The following is a 15,813-nucleotide window of genomic DNA, read 5'->3' as shown; positions in this document are numbered from 1 at the left end:
AATCACCGAGGAGTCGTGTTTTAGAAAAACTAAACTCCGGCCTCAAATCAAATAGTTTGTGCCCCAAGGTAGCCGACGCTACTCTGAACAGCAATGATCTACAGCGCGCGCTCGGCTTTAAAACCGGTACCGCCGCTCGTTTGATTTCATGCTTTCAACGGAGGAAATTCAAAATGCCATCGGCGCACATGCAAACGAGGCCAAATAAGATCTTCGCAGTTCAACTCGGGGAACCCGAGATTTCGATCGAGCAATTCATAGCCGTAGCCAGGCACGACGCACAGATTTCATTTTCGCCCGCCTATCGCGAACGCGTGTTGAACTCGCACCGCCTGGTCGATCTTTTTCTCAGCGAGAATCGGCTTGTCTATGGCGTGACGTCCGGCTTTGGCGCGAATTCGACTCGTGTCATCAGCCCGAACGACGCGGAACAGCTTCAGCGAAATATCGTGCGCTCCCATGCCGTCTCGGTCGGCGAGCCGCTGCCTCGCGAAATTGTTCGCGCCACGCTCCTCATGATGCTGATCAGCCTCGGCAAGGGCTATTCCGGCGTAAGCATCGAATTGCTGCAGCAAATCGCCGGCCTGTTGAATAACGGCATCACGCCATTCGCGCCGGGCGACGGATCGGTCGGCTATCTCGCGCCCGAGGCGCATATGGCTCTCGTGCTGATCGGCGAAGGAGAGGCTTATTACCGCGGTGAGCGCATGAGCGGCGCAGAAGCATTGGAGCGCGCGGGGCTAGAGCCGCACTCGCTGCGATGCAAGGAGGGGCTTGCGCTCACCAACGGCACCACGTCGGTGACCGCGATCGGCATGCTCTCGCTTTACAACGCGATCGAGCTTTCGAAGATTGCCGACGTTGCGGCATCGATGTCCCTGCAGCCGCTCAAGGCAACCACACGCTCGTTGGATGCCCGGTACCACTCGGTCAAGAAGCACGTCCATCAGCGCAACACCGCCGACAACATCCGGCGGCTGCTGGCAGGCAGCGCGCTCTGCGATCGCTTTGCCGACTACAGACTGCAGGACACCTACAGCCTTCGCGGCATTGCTCAGGTGCACGGGGCGTCCAAGCGGGCGATCGATGACGCACGCGACGCGATTCTCGACGAGGTGGGATCGTGCGGCGACAATCCCGTCATCTACCCGGACGGCGACGACGGCACTGCGATTTCCGGCGCCAACTTCGACGGCACGTTCGTCGGCATTGCCTGCGACCTCCTCTGTATCGCCATGACGACGCTCGCGAAGATCTCCGAGCGCCGAACCGATCGGCTCGTCAACCCGTATTTCAGCGAACTGCCGGCGTTCCTTGCAAAAGATCCGGGGCTGAACAGCGGCTACATGATCATTCAGTACACGGCGGCCGGATTGCTGGGCGAGATGCGCAATCTCGCTCAACCCGCGAGCGTCGACAGCGTACCGACGAGCGGCAACCAGGAAGACCCGGTGAGCTTCGCCTATCACGCCGCGCGGAAGGCCTACGCCACGTCCCGGAAATTGCAGCACGTCCTGGCGATCGAGTTGCTCACCGCCGCCCAGGCGCTCGACTTCTTCGATCCCGCCGACGCGTCGCCGGCAACGGCGGCGGTCTATTCGCGAATTCGGCAAGTGGCCCCGACCGCGGAAGGCGACCGTTTCTTCTATCCGGACATGGTGGAAGTGCACAAGCTCGTCGAACAGGGCGACTTGCTGAACATCGTCGAGAACATCGCGGGCGCGTTGCACGGCTGAAGCCGATACCGCCGGCAACGCTTCAACGATTCCTGACTCAAGGGCGTTCGATTCAACGATATGGAGGTGTGGTGTGAAAACGGTTTTCGCAAATGCTTTGAAGGTCTCTTTCGTCACGATTCTCAGCACACTGGCATTGACGGGCAACGGTGCTCAAGCGAAGGAATGGAAGTCCGTCAAGGTCGCACTGGAAGGAAGTTACGCTCCGTGGAACCTGACGTTGCCGAGCGGAAAAATTTCCGGATTCGAGCCGGAATTACTCGACAATCTGTGCCAACGCATCAACCTGCGGTGCGAGACGGTCGCCCAGGACTTCGACGGACTGATTACCGGCCTGCAGGCCGGCAAATTCGATGTCGTGATGGACGCGCTTGCCATCACACCGGATCGCGAAAAGGTCATTGCCTTCTCCAAGCCCTACGCCGCTACGCCGGCTGCGTTTGCGTCGGTAGATGGGCATGGATTGACGAATACGGCCGGAAAAACCGCTTTCCTTAAGCTGACAGGCGCCCCCGAGACCGACAGACCCACGATCGCCCCGCTGCGCGATCAGCTGAGAGGAAAGACGATCGGTATTCAATCCGGCACGGTCTACACCAAGTTCATCACCGACAACTTCAAGGACATCGCTTCCGTACGCCTCTACAAGACCTCGGCCGAACGTGACCTCGACTTGGTCAATGGGCGCATCGACATGGCATTCGACGACGTAACCTACTACGCCGGAATTGCCGACAACAAGGACACCGCCCGAATCCGGATCACCGGACCGGCGATCGGCGGCGCGATCTGGGGGCCGGGAGAAGGTCTTGGATTTCGCAAACAGGATACGGATCTGAAAGCGAAATTTGACACGGCCATCGCGGAAGCCCTTGCAGACGGTACCGTCAAGCGGCTATCGGAAAAGTGGTTCAAGGCTGATGTGCAACCGTAAATCACGCGCCAGTCTTTGCTAGACTGGCTTCGCGACGGTCGAACTGCCGGGCGGCATGTGTTCCAACCGCACCTTCGATGTCGCGTACCCGCCGCCAGTGCATCCGAGGCGCCATGCCGGCGGCCCCCAGGTCAACGACATGAATCGCCTTCCTCCTCTTCGAGCCTTGCAGATATTCGATGCTGTCATTCGTTACGGCGGCGTCGTGGCCGCCGCAGAGGCGCTTCACGTTACGCCCGGGGCGATTAGTCAGCAGATTCGCGTCCTTGAAGACTTTCTCGGGGTCACGCTTTTTGACCGGGAGAATACCGGCCTGCGACCGACGCCACTCGGCGAGCTGTACCATTCGCACATTTCCCGGGGATTCGAGTGCTTCCATGACGCCCAGGCTGCGCTCAAGGCGCAGACGGGCCGCCGGCTCACCCTGATGACATTTCCGTCGGTTGCGACCCACTGGCTTGCCTCCAGATTGGACAAGTGGCACGCCATTTGCCCCCACGTGCAGGTTCATGTCGAGGTCGTCGATCACGAAACCAATATCGGCGCGAGAAGTGCCGACATCCGGCTGACTTACGGGCCCCCTCCGGATGATGGAACGCCTTATCACATCGTCTTTACCGATAGAGTCGCACCCGTATGCGCACCCTCGCTGGTGCGATCGGAAGAGTCGCTTTCGCAACCGGCGGATATCTTGCGCTACCCGCTCATTCACGTTGAATGGGGATGGGGAAAGATGTCACCTCCAACATGGAGAAACTGGTTTCATGCGGTTGGAGTCCCTTTACCCGAGGTGTTGGCGCCACTCACTTACTCCGTTTCCGGCATGGCGATCGATTCGGCAATCAGGGGGAGAGGCATTTCGCTGGGACAGGGCTTCTTCGCCATCGACAGCATCAAGCGACGCGATCTTGTCCTGCCATTCAAGGTCGCCCTGCCCATGCCATTCCCATACTTTATTTGCTGGAAGCAATCTGTAGCGGACTCCCCTGCAGCCAGGCAATTTCTCGACTGGCTAATCGAGGAAGCCGAGCAGACGGGACGCGACATAACAGCCATGTTCGGCTGACCTGCCTTCACCTGCAGGAGGGGGTGGTCATTCCTCATCTCCCAACCTTCCGTTGCGCCATATGCGCCAGATACGCCGCGATCAGATCGATCTCCCGGTCGCTCAACTGATCCGGCGGGAAGCCCGGCATGGTCCGCCCGGGCCAATCCCGAACCGACGCCGGATTGCGAATATAGCGATGCAACGCCGCGGGCTGAAAGTACTCGGTCGGATTCATCGGCACATTGAGGTCCGGGCCGGCTGCCGCGCTACCTGCGTGGTTCAGCCGATGGCAGGCGAGGCATTGCGTGACGAACAGGGTTTGCCCCGCGCGGATCGGATCGGTTGCCGGCAGCGCCGGATCGACGCCGAGCGCCGGCCATCGCGCGGACGGGGACGGTTGCGTCGCGAGATGCGCGATCTGGTAAGGCCACTGCTCGCTGCGCACGGACGCCGCTTCCTTGCCGACCCAGACCAGATAGAACGGCCCTGCACTGACCGGCTTGCCCTTCAGCTTCGGCCACGGTTGCGCCGGGTCCTCGACCGCAAGCCACGCAACGGCGGCCTCAGGATTGCGGTTGCGCACGAGGTCCATCGGCAGCTGCGCGGCGAAGCCGTCGGTCGCGCGTGCTTCGAGCACGCTGTCCGCAGGCAGATCCGCTTCGTCGAGCAGGTCGGCCAGCGGCACGGCGCGAAAGGTCATCGGCGTGCCGTAGGCGATGTCGCGCGGCACGTGGATCTCGGCCGCATCCGGACGCGCCAGCAATGCCTGCGGGGTAAACGAGCGGGTCTTGCCGCCTGTCGTGAGTTCGATAGTGGACCGCGCTGCCGCACAATGCCCGATCATGCCAACCGTCAGCAGCAAAACCGCAAACCACGCGCGCTTCAACATTCGCTCTCCTTCATGGTCCGTCCGCGACAGAATCGCCGAAGCCGCCAGGAAATCAGACGCCAACCGGTCCGGCACGAAGCACGGATTATCTCAGTTGCGGAGAACGGCCAGTAGCTCGCATGTGCCGTGCGCGCGAGCTACCGAATGCATGAAGCGCCAGCCCTCTATTTATTTCGCGTCACCTCGTCAATACGCGCTCTGCACCAGATTCGTCGGCTTGCCATCGACGAAGTTCTCGATGTTGCCCATCAGTTGATCCGCGAGCGCCTGCTGCGCCTCGTCCGAAGCCCACGCGACATGCGGCGTCAGGATCACGTTCGGCCGCCCCGCGATCCGCATGAGCGGGCTGTCCGGATGCGGTGGCTCGCCGTCGGCGACGTCGAAGCCCGCGCCGCTGATCAGCCCCTCGTCCAACGCCCGCACGAGCGCGCCTTCGTCGACGAGTCCGCCGCGCGCGGTGTTGATGATGAGCGGCTTGCGCTTCATCGCGCGGAACTCGGGCATGGCCAGCATGTTGCGCGTCTCCAGCGTGAGCGGGCTGTGGATGCTGATGACGTCGCTCGTCGCCAGCACCTCCGGCCAGGGCGTGTAAAGCGGCCCCATGTCTTGCTTGCCCTTGTGCGCGGCGAACATCGGCAGCATGCCGAACGCCTTGCCGATTTCGGCGACGCGCTGGCCGAGCACGCCCTCGCCGATGATGCCGAGCCGCGCGCCGCCGAGATCGTGGATCGGATGATCGAAGAAGCAGAACTGTCCCGACTTCTGCCAGACGCCCGCGAGCACGTCGTTGCGATAGGCGACGAGATTGCGGCGCAGCGCCAGCATCAGCGCGAACGTGTGCTCGGGCACCGTGTTGAGCGCGTAGCCGCGGATGTTCGACACCGCGATGCCGCGCCGCTGGCACGCGGCCTTGTCGATGCAATCGGTGCCGGTCGCGGCGACGGCGATGAGCTTGAGGTTCGGCAGCCGGTACAGCACCTCCTGCGTGAGCGGCACTTTGTTCGTAATCGCGATCGTGGCGTCGGTGAGCCGCTCCGTCACTTCGTCCGCGGCGGTCTTCTCGTGCTCGACAAGCTCATGCTCGAAGCGCGGCGCGCGCAAGCGGATCTGCGGCGCAAGCGTGGCGCGGTCCAGAAAGACGATCTTTTCCATCTCGGGTGTTCCTTGGGTTGGGTTCGATTTGCTGCATGAGACTCACAAGCGGCGGCGGGCTTCTTCGACGACGCGGCTCGCCGTAATGCCGAAATGCTCGAACAGCACCTCGGCAGGACCCGATGCGCCGAAACTTTCCATACCGACGAAGCCGCCGTTCTCGCCGAGGTAGCGGTCCCAGCCGAAGCGCATCGCCGCTTCCACCGCAACGCGCACGGTGCCTAAGCCGAGCACGGCGGCGCGATAGTCCGCGCTTTGCTCGTCGAAAAGCTCCCAGCACGGCATCGAGACCACCGCCGTCGCCACGCCCTCCGCTCGCAAGCGCGCGCGGGCCGCGAGCGCGATCGCCACTTCGGAGCCGGTCGCCAGCAAGGTGACCTGACGCTTGCCGCCTTCGGCTTCGGCGAGCACGTAGGCGCCTCGTCGCGAGAGGTTGCCGCCGACATGCGTGCGCCGCACCGGCGGCAGCGCCTGGCGCGCGAACACCATCGTGCTCGGCCCGCTCCTGCGCTCGAGCGCGACTTCCCAGCATTCCGCCGCCTCGACCGCATCGGCCGGACGCATCACATGCATGTTCGGCATCGCGCGCAGCGATGCCAGAATCTCGACGGGCTGGTGCGTCGGCCCGTTCCTGCCGAGGCCGATCGAATCGTGGCTGAACACGAACTTGACGGGCAGGCCCATCAGCGCGGCCATCCGCATCGCGGGCCGCTCGTAGTCCGAGAACGCCAAGTAAGTCACACAGGTTGCGAACACGCCCCCGTGCGCGGCCATGCCGTTCGCCATCGCGCCCATCACGTGCTCGCGCACGCCGCAATGGACGTAGGCACCGCCGCGGTCCTCGGCGGTGAATGCGTGCAGGCTGCGCTTGTGGCTCGTCGGCGCTTCGAGGTCCGCGCAGCCGACCATGCGCTCGGGCAGCACGGGCGCGAGCAGGCCGTTGATCTCGCCGGAGACCATGATGCCCTGCTGCGCTTCGGCGTGATCCGCTGCGCGCCGCCGATACGTCTCCAGCACTTCGCGCCAGCCGTCGGGCAGGCGGCCTGCTTGAATGCGCTCGAATTCGGCACGCTCTTCCGAAGGCAGCGCCGCCACACGCGCTTGCCATGCTCGATACTCGGCATCGCTGCGCTGCCCGGCGCTGCGCCATGCCGACAAGATTTCCTCGGGCACTTCAAACGGCTTGTGCGGCCAGCCGAGCAGCTTGCGCGCCGCTTCGGCGTCCGCGTCGAACAGCTTGCCGCTATGGCCGCCGCGCTGCCCTTGCAGCCGCGCGATGCCGCGGCCGATGATCGAGCGGCACGCGAGCATCGACGGGCGCGGGTCCTTGCGCGCCAGTTCGAGCGCGGCGGAGACCGCGTCGATGTCGTGACCGTCGACGTCGATCACGTGCCAGCCCGCGACGCGGAAACGCTCGCGCACGTCCTCGCTGATCGAGAGGTCGGTGCTGCCGTCGTCGGTGATACGGTTGTCGTCCCAGCAGAGGATCAGCTTGCCCAAGCGCAAATGGCCCGCGAGCGAGATCATCTCTTGACCGATGCCCTCCTGAAGGCACCCGTCGCCGACGAACGAATACGTGTAATGGTCGACGAGGCCGCTGCCGAACTTCGCGTTGAGAAACGCCTCGGCCACGGCCATCCCGAATGCGTTCGCGATCCCCTGCCCCAAGGGGCCCGTCGTCACTTCGATGCCGCATGCCGGGTCGTACTCGGGATGCCCCGCGCAATGCGAGCCGAACTCGCGGAACGTCTTGATCTGGTCGAGGCCGATGCGCGCATAGCCCGTCAGGTACAGCAGCGAATACAGCAGCATCGAGCCGTGTCCGTTCGAGAGCACGAAGCGGTCGCGGTCGGGCCACGTGGGATCGGCCGGGTTGAATTTGAGGTGGCGCGTGAACAGTGCAGTGGCGATCTCGGCCATGCCGAGCGGCACGCCCTGGTGCCCTTCGCCCGCGCGCAGGATTGCGTCGATCGACAGGAAGCGGATGGCGTTCGCGAGCGGCTGGGCGTCTAGCGTAGGCATGGCAAAAAGCTCCTTCCGCGCCGCTTCCGATGAAGCGGCGGCAATGACAAGGTTTGGCGGAAACGTCGCGTGCTGCTGCGGCAAAAGCAAACGCCGCAGCCAAGCACGCCGGAGGGGTTACTGATGCAGAAAGCCCGTCGAGATCCAGGGCACCGCGGCCACCACGACGAGCCCGATGACGAGCGCGACGATGTAGCCGCCGATCGGCTTCATGCCTTGATCGGGATGGACACGGCTCACGGCGCAGGCCGAGTAGTAGCCGACGCCGAACGGCGGCGCGAAGAGGCCGACGCCCATCGAGAGGATCACGACCATCGCGTAGTGGATGTCGCTGATGCCGAGCTGCTTCGCGATCGGGAACATCAGCGGCCCGAACAGCACGATCGCGGGAATCCCTTCGAGCACGCTGCCGAGCACGATGAACACCACGATCGACGCCGCCATGAAGGTCACGGCTCCGCCCGGCAGGCCCGCGAGCGTCTGCGCCAGCTCGCCCGAGAAGCCCGACTGCGTGAGCGCCCAGGCCATGCCCGTCGCCGCGCCGATGATGAGCAGGATCGCGCCCGAGAGCGACGCCGTCTCGATCAGCATCGGCTTCAGTCGCGCCCATTCGAAGCGCCGGTAGAACAGCAGGCCCGCGAGCACGGCGTAGACGATGCCGATCGTCGAGACCTCGGTGGCCGTCGCGATCCCGCGAACCACCGCAGCGCGGATCACGAACGGCAACGCGAGCGCGGGCAGCGCGACGAGCAGCTTGCGAAAGATCTCCGCGCGGCTCGCGCGCTTCACGTGCGAGAGATCTTCGCGGCGGTTGCGCCAGAACACGAGCGCGCACAGCGTCACCGCGAGCACGATGCCGGGCAGCATGCCTCCCGTGAAGAGCGCCGAGATCGAGGCGCCCGTCACCGAGCCGAGCGTGATGAGGACGAGGCTCGGCGGAATCGTCTCGGTCTGCGCGCCTGTGGCGGCGAGAAGCGCCACGAGCTCGCCCGGTTTCGCGCCGCGCGCCTGCATCTCGGGGAACAGCACGGGAGCGACCGCCGCCATGTCCGCGGCCTTCGAGCCCGAGATCCCCGACACCAGGTACATCGCGCCGACGAGCACATACGACAGCCCGCCGCGCACGTGTCCGAGCAGGCTCGCGAGAAACGCGATCATCGCGGCGGCCATGCCGGTCATCTCGATCAGCTGGCCGAGGAACACGAACAGCGGCACGGAAAGCAGGATCAGGTGCGACATCCCCTCGTCCATGCGTCCAACGACAACCGTCATCGGCGTGCTCGTCGTGAGCGCGAGATAGCCGAAGGTGGCGAGCGCGAACGAGAATGCGATCGGCACGCCGGACAGCACGCCGAGCGCGACGAGCCCGACGAAGAAGATCAGCAGGTTGTAGTTGCCGAGATCGGCGAGCACCGGCCCGAGCGCGACGAACGCGCAGCCGATCGCGAAGACGGCGGCCAGCGCGGCGGCCACGAGACGCCAGTTGGCCTCGCGGATGAGCCGCACCACCGTCACCAGCAGCATGAGCCCCGAGCCCACCGGGAACGCCGCCGCGCGCCAGGAATCGGACAGGCTCAGCGCCGGCGTGGTGACGATCGCCGCGTCCTGCGCGAACTGCACGGCCGGCCACATGACGAGCGCAAGGAACGCGAGCGGCGCGGCGATCGCGACCATGTCGAGAAACGCGCGCACGCCGGGCGAACACATGCCCACCACGGCCGTCATCCGCATGTGCTCGCCGCGGCGCAGCGCCACCACGGCGCCCAACATCGCGAGCCACAGGAACAGGATCTCGGCGAGCTCGTCGGACCACACGAGCGGCGAGCGCAACACGTAGCGGCTCGTCACGCCGGCCAGCAGCACGACGATCTCCGCGACCACGAGCAGCGCGGCCGGAATCTCGATGAGCGGCCCGAGCGCCGCGTCGAGCGCGCATGCGAAGCGCCGCGGCGAATGATGCGGGTAAGAGAGCGTGATCATGGCGTCCCCTTCAGGCGAGCTTGCCGGCGTACTTTTCCAGGAGACCCCAGGCCTCAGGGCCGTACTTCGCTTTCCAGTCGCCATAGAACGACGTCTTCGCGAGCGCGCCGCGGAACGCTTCGCGGTCGACGTCGATGAACGTGATGCCCTTGCCCTTCAGGTCGTTGCGCAAGCTCTGGCTCAGCTTGGCGATGTCGGCGCGCTGGTCCGCGCCCGCGCGCGCGAACTCGCGCTGCACGATCGCCCGCAGGTCGGGCGGCAGCTTGTTCCATGCCGCCGTGTTGCCGAGAATCCAGTAGCCGTCCCACACGTGCGAGGTGAGGCTGATGTACTTCTGCACCTCGTAGAGCTTGGCCGTCGCGATGATCGGCAGCGGGTTCTCCTGGCCTTCGACCACGCCCGTCTGCAGCGCCGAGTACAGCTCGTTGAAGTTGATCGGCGTCGGGCCGGCGTCGAGCGCCTTGAACAGCGAGGTCAGCATCGGCGCCTGCGGCACGCGGATCTTGAAGCCCTTGAGGTCCGTCGGCGTCTTGAGCGGACGCGTCGACGAGCTGATCTGACGGAAGCCGTTGTCCCACGCCGGGCACACGGAAACGATGCCCGACTTCGTGATCTGCGCGCGGATGTAGTTGCCGAGATCGCCGTCCATCGCACGCCAGACCGTGTCGTAGTCCTTGAACGCGAAGCCGGTGTTGACGATGCCGGCAGCCGGCGTCAGCGTCGCGAGAATCGACGACGCCTGGTTGAAGAACTCGACGCCGCCATTGCGCACCTGTGAGAGCAGGTCGGTATCGGAGCCGAGCTGGTTGGCCGGGAACAGCTTGATGTCCACGCGCCCGCTGGTCGCCTCGCGGATGCGGTTGAGCGCCTCCTGGCCGCGCACGTTGACCGGGTGCGTCGGGTCCTGGCCGGTCGCGAACTTATACGAGAACTCGGCCGCCGAGGCGCGGCGCGCGAGGCTCAGGAACGGCGCGGCCACGGTCAGCGAAGCGCCGGCCTTCAGAAACGTGCGGCGATCGATGCCGCTGCGAGCATTCGACTGGGTCGACATGATGTGCTCCTCCAAGATGGGTTTTCATTGTTTTTCGTGTGTAGTGTGATTCGAATCCGTCATGCAGGCGAGGCGTGCGTCTCCTCCAACTCGCCCTTCGAGCGTCCACGGTTCATCCGTGGATCAGCATCCCGCCGTTCACGTCGATCACCGCGCCCGTGATGTACGACGAAATGTCGGACGCGAGGAACAGGAACGCGCCGGCCACGTCGTCGGGCACGCCGAGACGGTTCAGCGGAATGCCGGCCAGGATCTCGCCGCGCTTGTCATCGCTGATCTTGCCGGCGTTGATGTCGGTCTGGATCAGGCCGGGCGTCACGCAGTTCACGCGGATGCCGTCGACGCCGAGCTCGCGCGCCATCGCCTTCGCGAGCCCGAGCACACCCGCCTTCGCCGCCGAGTAATGCGGCCCGCCGAGAATGCCGCCGCCGCGCTGCGCCGACACCGACGACATGCAGCCGATCGACCCCTTGCCCTGCTTCTTCATCTGCGGCACCACCGCCTGCGAGAGATACAGCACGCCGCGCAGGTTCACGTCGAGAATGCGGTCCCAGCTTTCCGGATCGATGTCGAGCAGCTTGGCCGGCTGCGTGATGCCGGCGTTGTTGATCAGCACGTCGATCCTGCCGAGGTCGGCGACGATCCGCTCGGCCGCCGCGTAGCACGCCTGGCGGTCTGTCACGTTGCAGGCATAGCCGCGATGAGCCGGGCCGATCGAGGCCGCGGCCTCGGCGGCCGCGCGCTCGTCGAGATCGAGGATCGCGACCGTCGCGCCGTGCGCGGCGAACATGCGCGCCGTCGCCATGCCGATTCCGCGCGGCGAGGCGGCGCCCGAGATGACGGCGACCTTGCCGGCGAGAAGTGTCGACTCTGACATGATGAGTTCTCCTGATAGGGACGCCATGAAGGCGTCGAGCATTGTGTCGTTCAGTGGTCTTGCGGTGCTGGCTCAGCTGAGCCAGCCCTTGATCGTGTCGACCATCGCGTTGGTGGAGATGCCGTAGCGGTCGTGCAGCGTCGGCAGCGCGCCGGCGTCGAGGAACGCGTCGGGCAGCGCGATCTGGCGGAACGGCGGCGTCACGCCCGAGGACAGCAGCGTGGTGGCGACGGCTTCGCCCAGGCCGCCGATCGTCGTGTGGTTCTCCGCCACCACGACGAGACGGCCCGAACGCCGCGCTTCGCGCAGGATCGTCACCGTATCGAGCGGCTTGATCGTCGGCACGTGCAGCACGGCCACGTCCACGCGGTCCTGCTCGAGTTCCTTCGCCACGTCGAGCGCGCGCATCGTCATGATCCCCGTCGAGATGATCAGCACCTCGGCGCCGTCGCGCAGCAGCTTGGCGCGGCCGAGCTCGAAGCGGTAGCCGTATTGATCGAGCACGAGCGGAACGTTGCCGCGCAGCAAGCGCATATAGACGGGGCCGCGATGGTCGGCGATGGCCGGCACGATCTGCTCGATCTCGTGCGCATCGCACGGATCGATCACCGTGAGGTTAGGCATCGCGCGGAACAGCGCAAGGTCCTCGGCGGCCTGATGGCTCGGACCGTAGCCGGTCGTGAGGCCAGGCAGCGCGCAGACGATCTTCACGTCCAGGTTGTCCTCGGCGATCGTCTGATGGATGAAGTCGTAGGCGCGGCGCGAGGCGAACACGGCGTAGGTCGTGACGAACGGCTGCGCGCCCTCGTGGGCCATCCCGGCTGCCGCGCCCATCAGCAGCTGCTCGGCCATGCCCATCTGGTAGTAGCGCTCGGGAAAGGCCTTCGCGAAGATGTGCAAGTCGGTGTATTTGCCGAGATCGGCCGTCATGCCGACGACTTCTGCACGCTGCTTCGCCAGCTCGACGAGCGCATGCCCGAACGGCGCGGAACGCGTGGCCTGCCCTTCGCCCGCGATCGACGCAATCATCGCCGACGTCTTCAGGCGCGGCTTCTGTGCGGTGGCCTGGCTCATGATGCCTCCCGCCGGGCCGCCCCAAGGGAGGCATCCGCCCCCTTGGGGGGAGCGTTGCATGGGACCGGAGTAAGCGCTGAAGCGCCAACTCCGGTCGACAGCGAACGATAGTGAGCGTGGGGGTCGTTCATTTTTTCCTCCCGTCTTCGAGCGCTTGCAGCGCGAGTTGCCATTCGTGCGCGTCGACACGGATGAAGTGGTTCTTCTCGCGCGCTTCGAGGAACGGCACGCCGCAGCCCATCTTCGTATCGCAGACGATCATCCGCGGCTGCGGCGCGCGATGGTTGCGCGCGGCGTCGAAGGCCGCGACGACTGCAGCGAGATCGTTGCCGTTCACGCGCTGCACGAACCAGCCGAACGCTTCGAGCTTCTCGACGAGCGGCTCGAACGCCATGATCTGCGTCGAAGGGCCGTCGGCCTGCTGGTTGTTGACGTCGACGATCCCGATCAGGTTGTCGAGCTTCCAGTGCGCGGCGGACATGATCGCTTCCCACACCGCGCCTTCGTCGAGCTCGCCATCGGAGAACAAGGTGTAGACGAACGAGCCCGAGCCCTTGCGCTTGAGGCCGAGGCAGCGGCCTACGGCGATCGTGAGGCCCTGGCCGAGCGAGCCGCCGGACATCTCCATGCCGGGCGTATAGCTCGCCATGCCGGACATCGGCAGGCGGCTGTCGTCGCTGCCGTAGGTCTCCAGCTCTTCCTGGGGGACGATGCCCGCTTCGATCAGCGCGGCGTAAAGCGCAATCGCGTAGTGGCCGTTGGACAGCAGGAAACGGTCGCGGCCTTCCCAGTCGGGATCGCCGGGCCGGTATGTCATCGCATGAAAATAGGCGACGGCCAGCACGTCGGCGATGTCCAGCGCCTGACCGATGTAGCCCTGCCCTTGCACTTCGCCCATCAACAGCGCATTGCGGCGGATGCGGTAGGCGCGCTCCGCGAGTTGCACGGACGGGGCCGTCCGCACGGCTTCGCTCATAGTCACCGTAGTCTCCTTGTGAGGCCCGTGCGCTTTGTGGCGTGCGGGCCAGTCTCCATTTGCGAATGAAACGACGGACGCGCTCCGTTCGTCTCTCTCGGCGCTGCTTAAAAGGCTTCGAACCAGGCTGCAGCGAGTTGTGAATAGCGTAGGGCCTTGAGGTTTCGCGCTCAAACGAATTAAAGTGGCCGCATCGCTGAATTCAATTCATCGGAATGCTGTGATGCACAATCGGATTACCCTCAAGTCGATCCAGGCATTCGAGGCGGCGGCGCGGCTCTCGTCGTTCGCGCTTGCCGCGGACGAGCTGTTCGTCACGCCTTCCGCGATCAGCCACCAGGTCAAGCTGCTCGAAGAGCAATTGAGCGTGCGGCTCTTTCATCGCGTGCACCGCGCGGTCGTGCTGACCGACTCCGGACGCCAATACGCAGAGGAAATCGCCGCCGCGTTCGCGCGCATCGATGCGGCGACGCGCCATATCGGCCGTGCCGCGAAGAGCGACATCCTCACCGTGCATGCAACCCCGAGCTTCGCGACGCAATGGCTGATGCCGCGGCTCGCGCGCTTCTCCGCGCTCAATCCCGACATCGACGTGCGCCTGAACGCGTCGTCGACACCAGCCGACCTGACGGCCGACGCCGTCGACGTCGACATCCGCTACGGCGCGCGCAAGCTCCAGCCGGTCGGCACGATCGTGCTGGAGCTGCCGCCGGAGACCATCGTGCCGCTATGTGCGCCGCAGCTTGTGAACGGCGAGCACCCGATTCGCGCCACCGCCGACTTGCAGCACCACACGCTGATCCACAGCGAAAGCTGCCTCGTCGGATGGCGCGACTGGATGCGCCTGGATCGCAAGACGCGCCTCGACATCACGCGCGGGCCGCGCTTCGACCGCTCGTTCATGTCGATCAGCGCGGCGGTGGATGGGCTGGGGGTGTGTCTGGAAAGCCTGCTGCTCGTGCAACGCGAGCTGGAGACGGGGCGGCTCGTGGCGCCGCTGGGGATGGCAGGGCTCAAGGTCCACGGCTACACGCTGAACCTGCTCAAATCGCGCGCGGACTTACCTAAGCTGCGCAGCTTCCAGGACTGGCTGTTCGAGCAGCTCGAAGCGTAACGGGCGAAGCATGAAGATTGCTGGGCGGTAAGAAAATTGACAAACCGTAATCGCGCCGCCGGTAGCATGCAATTCGAGCGCTACCATGGATGTCAAAGGAATGTGGGCCGCGGTCGAGATTGCCGGCCTTGCGCGGAACCTTTCAAGAACACGTAAAACGTACAGGCAGCCGTCTTTCAGGGAGGCGTCATGCACAAGAAAACTCTCATTCGGGCCGTTGCCGCAAGCGTCTGCCTGATGCCGCTCGCGGGCACGGCGTTCGCGCAGTCCGAGGCATATACGAGCGCGCCGGTGGATGTCTACGCCGGACCGGCTTCGGACTACCCAGTCGTCGCGCAATTGCCGCCGGGGCAGGAGCTCGAGGTGCTGGGCTGCGTGGCCGATTACAGCTGGTGCGACGTCGCGGCGCCCGGTCTGCGCGGGTGGGTCTACGGCGGATATCTGAGCTATCCGTATGACGGCTCGCAAGAGCCGATCATCACTTACGGCGCGCAGTTCGGGGTGCCCATTGTGGTCTTCTCGTTCGGCAACTATTGGGATCACTACTACCGCGACCGGCCGTGGTATCACGACCGGGATCGCTGGTCGCATCATCCGCCGCCGCGTGGCGGACCACCGCAGGGGGGTGGCGGCGGGCCGACGGTGAATCCGAGGCCGGTTATTCGCGGTGGCCCGCCGCAGCCTCAGGGAACCGTCCACGAACCGCCCCAGCAGCCGCAAGGCACTGCGCATGCGCCGCCGCAGGAACCGCCGGGCATGGCGCACGCGCCGCCTCAGCAGCAATCGCAGCCCCGGCCCGACTACGGCCATGCGCCTCAGCAGCCGCAGCAAGGGTATGCGCATGCGCCGCCTCCGCAGGCTGCGCCTCGCCCGGCCGCTCCACCCGTCGAGCGCGGCGGTGGACAGGTGCGCGGCGGGAACGAAGATCGAGACCGTTCGAGCAATCACTAGCGCCGGAAT

At 65.1% G+C, this 15,813-nt stretch carries 13 protein-coding genes; 5 read left to right on the top strand and 8 right to left on the bottom strand.

Annotated features, from left to right (window positions below):
* The first annotated feature begins 173 nt into the window (after positions 1–173).
* From hutH to FAZ69_RS17315, 3 genes are all read left to right on the top strand, one after another.
* Positions 174–1,736 carry a histidine ammonia-lyase gene (hutH, locus tag FAZ69_RS17325; RefSeq protein ID WP_369407751.1) on the top strand — a complete coding sequence of 521 codons (1,563 nt, stop codon included), beginning with the start codon at positions 174–176 and terminating at the stop codon, positions 1,734–1,736.
* A 97-nt stretch (positions 1,737–1,833) separates the two neighbouring features.
* Positions 1,834–2,670 (top strand): transporter substrate-binding domain-containing protein, encoded by an 837-nt coding sequence (locus FAZ69_RS17320; RefSeq protein WP_136896356.1) that lies wholly within the window; start codon positions 1,834–1,836, stop codon positions 2,668–2,670.
* A gap of 139 nt (positions 2,671–2,809) precedes the next feature.
* Positions 2,810–3,736, top strand: a complete 927-nt coding sequence (locus FAZ69_RS17315; protein ID WP_169708676.1) for a LysR substrate-binding domain-containing protein — start codon at positions 2,810–2,812, stop codon at positions 3,734–3,736.
* Between the two features lie 34 nt (positions 3,737–3,770).
* Here FAZ69_RS17315 and FAZ69_RS17310 read toward each other — a convergent pair whose 3' ends face one another.
* From FAZ69_RS17310 to FAZ69_RS17275, 8 genes are all read right to left on the bottom strand, one after another.
* Positions 3,771–4,607 (bottom strand): c-type cytochrome, encoded by an 837-nt coding sequence (locus tag FAZ69_RS17310; RefSeq protein WP_136896274.1) that lies wholly within the window; start codon positions 4,605–4,607, stop codon positions 3,771–3,773.
* A 186-nt stretch (positions 4,608–4,793) separates the two neighbouring features.
* Positions 4,794–5,759: a D-2-hydroxyacid dehydrogenase gene (locus FAZ69_RS17305; protein WP_136896273.1), complete on the bottom strand. Its 966-nt coding sequence runs from the start codon at positions 5,757–5,759 to the stop codon at positions 4,794–4,796.
* Positions 5,760–5,801: 42 nt separating this feature from the next.
* A complete protein-coding gene (tkt, locus tag FAZ69_RS17300) occupies positions 5,802–7,781 on the bottom strand; it encodes a transketolase (protein ID WP_136896272.1) in 1,980 nt (659 codons plus the stop codon).
* A gap of 117 nt (positions 7,782–7,898) precedes the next feature.
* Positions 7,899–9,761 (bottom strand): TRAP transporter large permease, encoded by a 1,863-nt coding sequence (locus tag FAZ69_RS17295; RefSeq protein ID WP_136896271.1) that lies wholly within the window; start codon positions 9,759–9,761, stop codon positions 7,899–7,901.
* A 10-nt stretch (positions 9,762–9,771) separates the two neighbouring features.
* Entirely contained in the window at positions 9,772–10,812 is a 1,041-nt protein-coding gene (locus FAZ69_RS17290) for a TRAP transporter substrate-binding protein (protein WP_136896270.1), read from the bottom strand.
* A 112-nt stretch (positions 10,813–10,924) separates the two neighbouring features.
* On the bottom strand, positions 10,925–11,689 hold the full coding sequence (locus FAZ69_RS17285; protein WP_136896269.1) for an SDR family NAD(P)-dependent oxidoreductase: 765 nt from the start codon (positions 11,687–11,689) through the stop codon (positions 10,925–10,927).
* Between the two features lie 72 nt (positions 11,690–11,761).
* Positions 11,762–12,763, bottom strand: a complete 1,002-nt coding sequence (locus FAZ69_RS17280) for a transketolase family protein (RefSeq protein WP_136896268.1) — start codon at positions 12,761–12,763, stop codon at positions 11,762–11,764.
* A 127-nt stretch (positions 12,764–12,890) separates the two neighbouring features.
* Positions 12,891–13,739 (bottom strand): transketolase, encoded by an 849-nt coding sequence (locus tag FAZ69_RS17275; protein ID WP_136896355.1) that lies wholly within the window; start codon positions 13,737–13,739, stop codon positions 12,891–12,893.
* A gap of 223 nt (positions 13,740–13,962) precedes the next feature.
* Between FAZ69_RS17275 and gcvA the strand changes: the two genes are divergently transcribed.
* Positions 13,963–14,853 (top strand): transcriptional regulator GcvA, encoded by an 891-nt coding sequence (gene gcvA / locus FAZ69_RS17270; protein ID WP_136896267.1) that lies wholly within the window; start codon positions 13,963–13,965, stop codon positions 14,851–14,853.
* A gap of 189 nt (positions 14,854–15,042) precedes the next feature.
* A complete protein-coding gene (locus tag FAZ69_RS17265; protein WP_136896266.1) occupies positions 15,043–15,804 on the top strand; it encodes an SH3 domain-containing protein in 762 nt (253 codons plus the stop codon).
* Positions 15,805–15,813 lie beyond the last annotated feature (9 nt).

Source organism: Trinickia terrae (assembly GCF_005144415.1).
Taxonomy (GTDB): Bacteria; Pseudomonadota; Gammaproteobacteria; order Burkholderiales; family Burkholderiaceae; genus Trinickia_A; species Trinickia_A terrae.
Note: the sequence above shows the minus strand (reverse complement) of the source record. Positions and strands in the feature narration are given on the sequence as shown.

Excerpts from the sequence above, each read along its gene's own strand:
- hutH (WP_369407751.1), top strand. The coding sequence starts at position 174 with ATGCCATCGGCGCACATGCAAACGAGGCCAAATAAGATCTTCGCAGTT.
- FAZ69_RS17315 (WP_169708676.1), top strand. The coding sequence starts at position 2,810 with ATGAATCGCCTTCCTCCTCTTCGAGCCTTGCAGATATTCGATGCTGTC.
- FAZ69_RS17310 (WP_136896274.1), bottom strand. The coding sequence starts at position 4,607 with ATGTTGAAGCGCGCGTGGTTTGCGGTTTTGCTGCTGACGGTTGGCATG.
- FAZ69_RS17305 (WP_136896273.1), bottom strand. The coding sequence starts at position 5,759 with ATGGAAAAGATCGTCTTTCTGGACCGCGCCACGCTTGCGCCGCAGATC.
- tkt (WP_136896272.1), bottom strand. The coding sequence starts at position 7,781 with ATGCCTACGCTAGACGCCCAGCCGCTCGCGAACGCCATCCGCTTCCTG.
- FAZ69_RS17295 (WP_136896271.1), bottom strand. The coding sequence starts at position 9,761 with ATGATCACGCTCTCTTACCCGCATCATTCGCCGCGGCGCTTCGCATGC.
- FAZ69_RS17290 (WP_136896270.1), bottom strand. The coding sequence starts at position 10,812 with ATGTCGACCCAGTCGAATGCTCGCAGCGGCATCGATCGCCGCACGTTT.
- FAZ69_RS17285 (WP_136896269.1), bottom strand. The coding sequence starts at position 11,689 with ATGTCAGAGTCGACACTTCTCGCCGGCAAGGTCGCCGTCATCTCGGGC.
- FAZ69_RS17280 (WP_136896268.1), bottom strand. The coding sequence starts at position 12,763 with ATGAGCCAGGCCACCGCACAGAAGCCGCGCCTGAAGACGTCGGCGATG.
- FAZ69_RS17275 (WP_136896355.1), bottom strand. The coding sequence starts at position 13,739 with ATGAGCGAAGCCGTGCGGACGGCCCCGTCCGTGCAACTCGCGGAGCGC.
- gcvA (WP_136896267.1), top strand. The coding sequence starts at position 13,963 with ATGCACAATCGGATTACCCTCAAGTCGATCCAGGCATTCGAGGCGGCG.
- FAZ69_RS17265 (WP_136896266.1), top strand. The coding sequence starts at position 15,043 with ATGCACAAGAAAACTCTCATTCGGGCCGTTGCCGCAAGCGTCTGCCTG.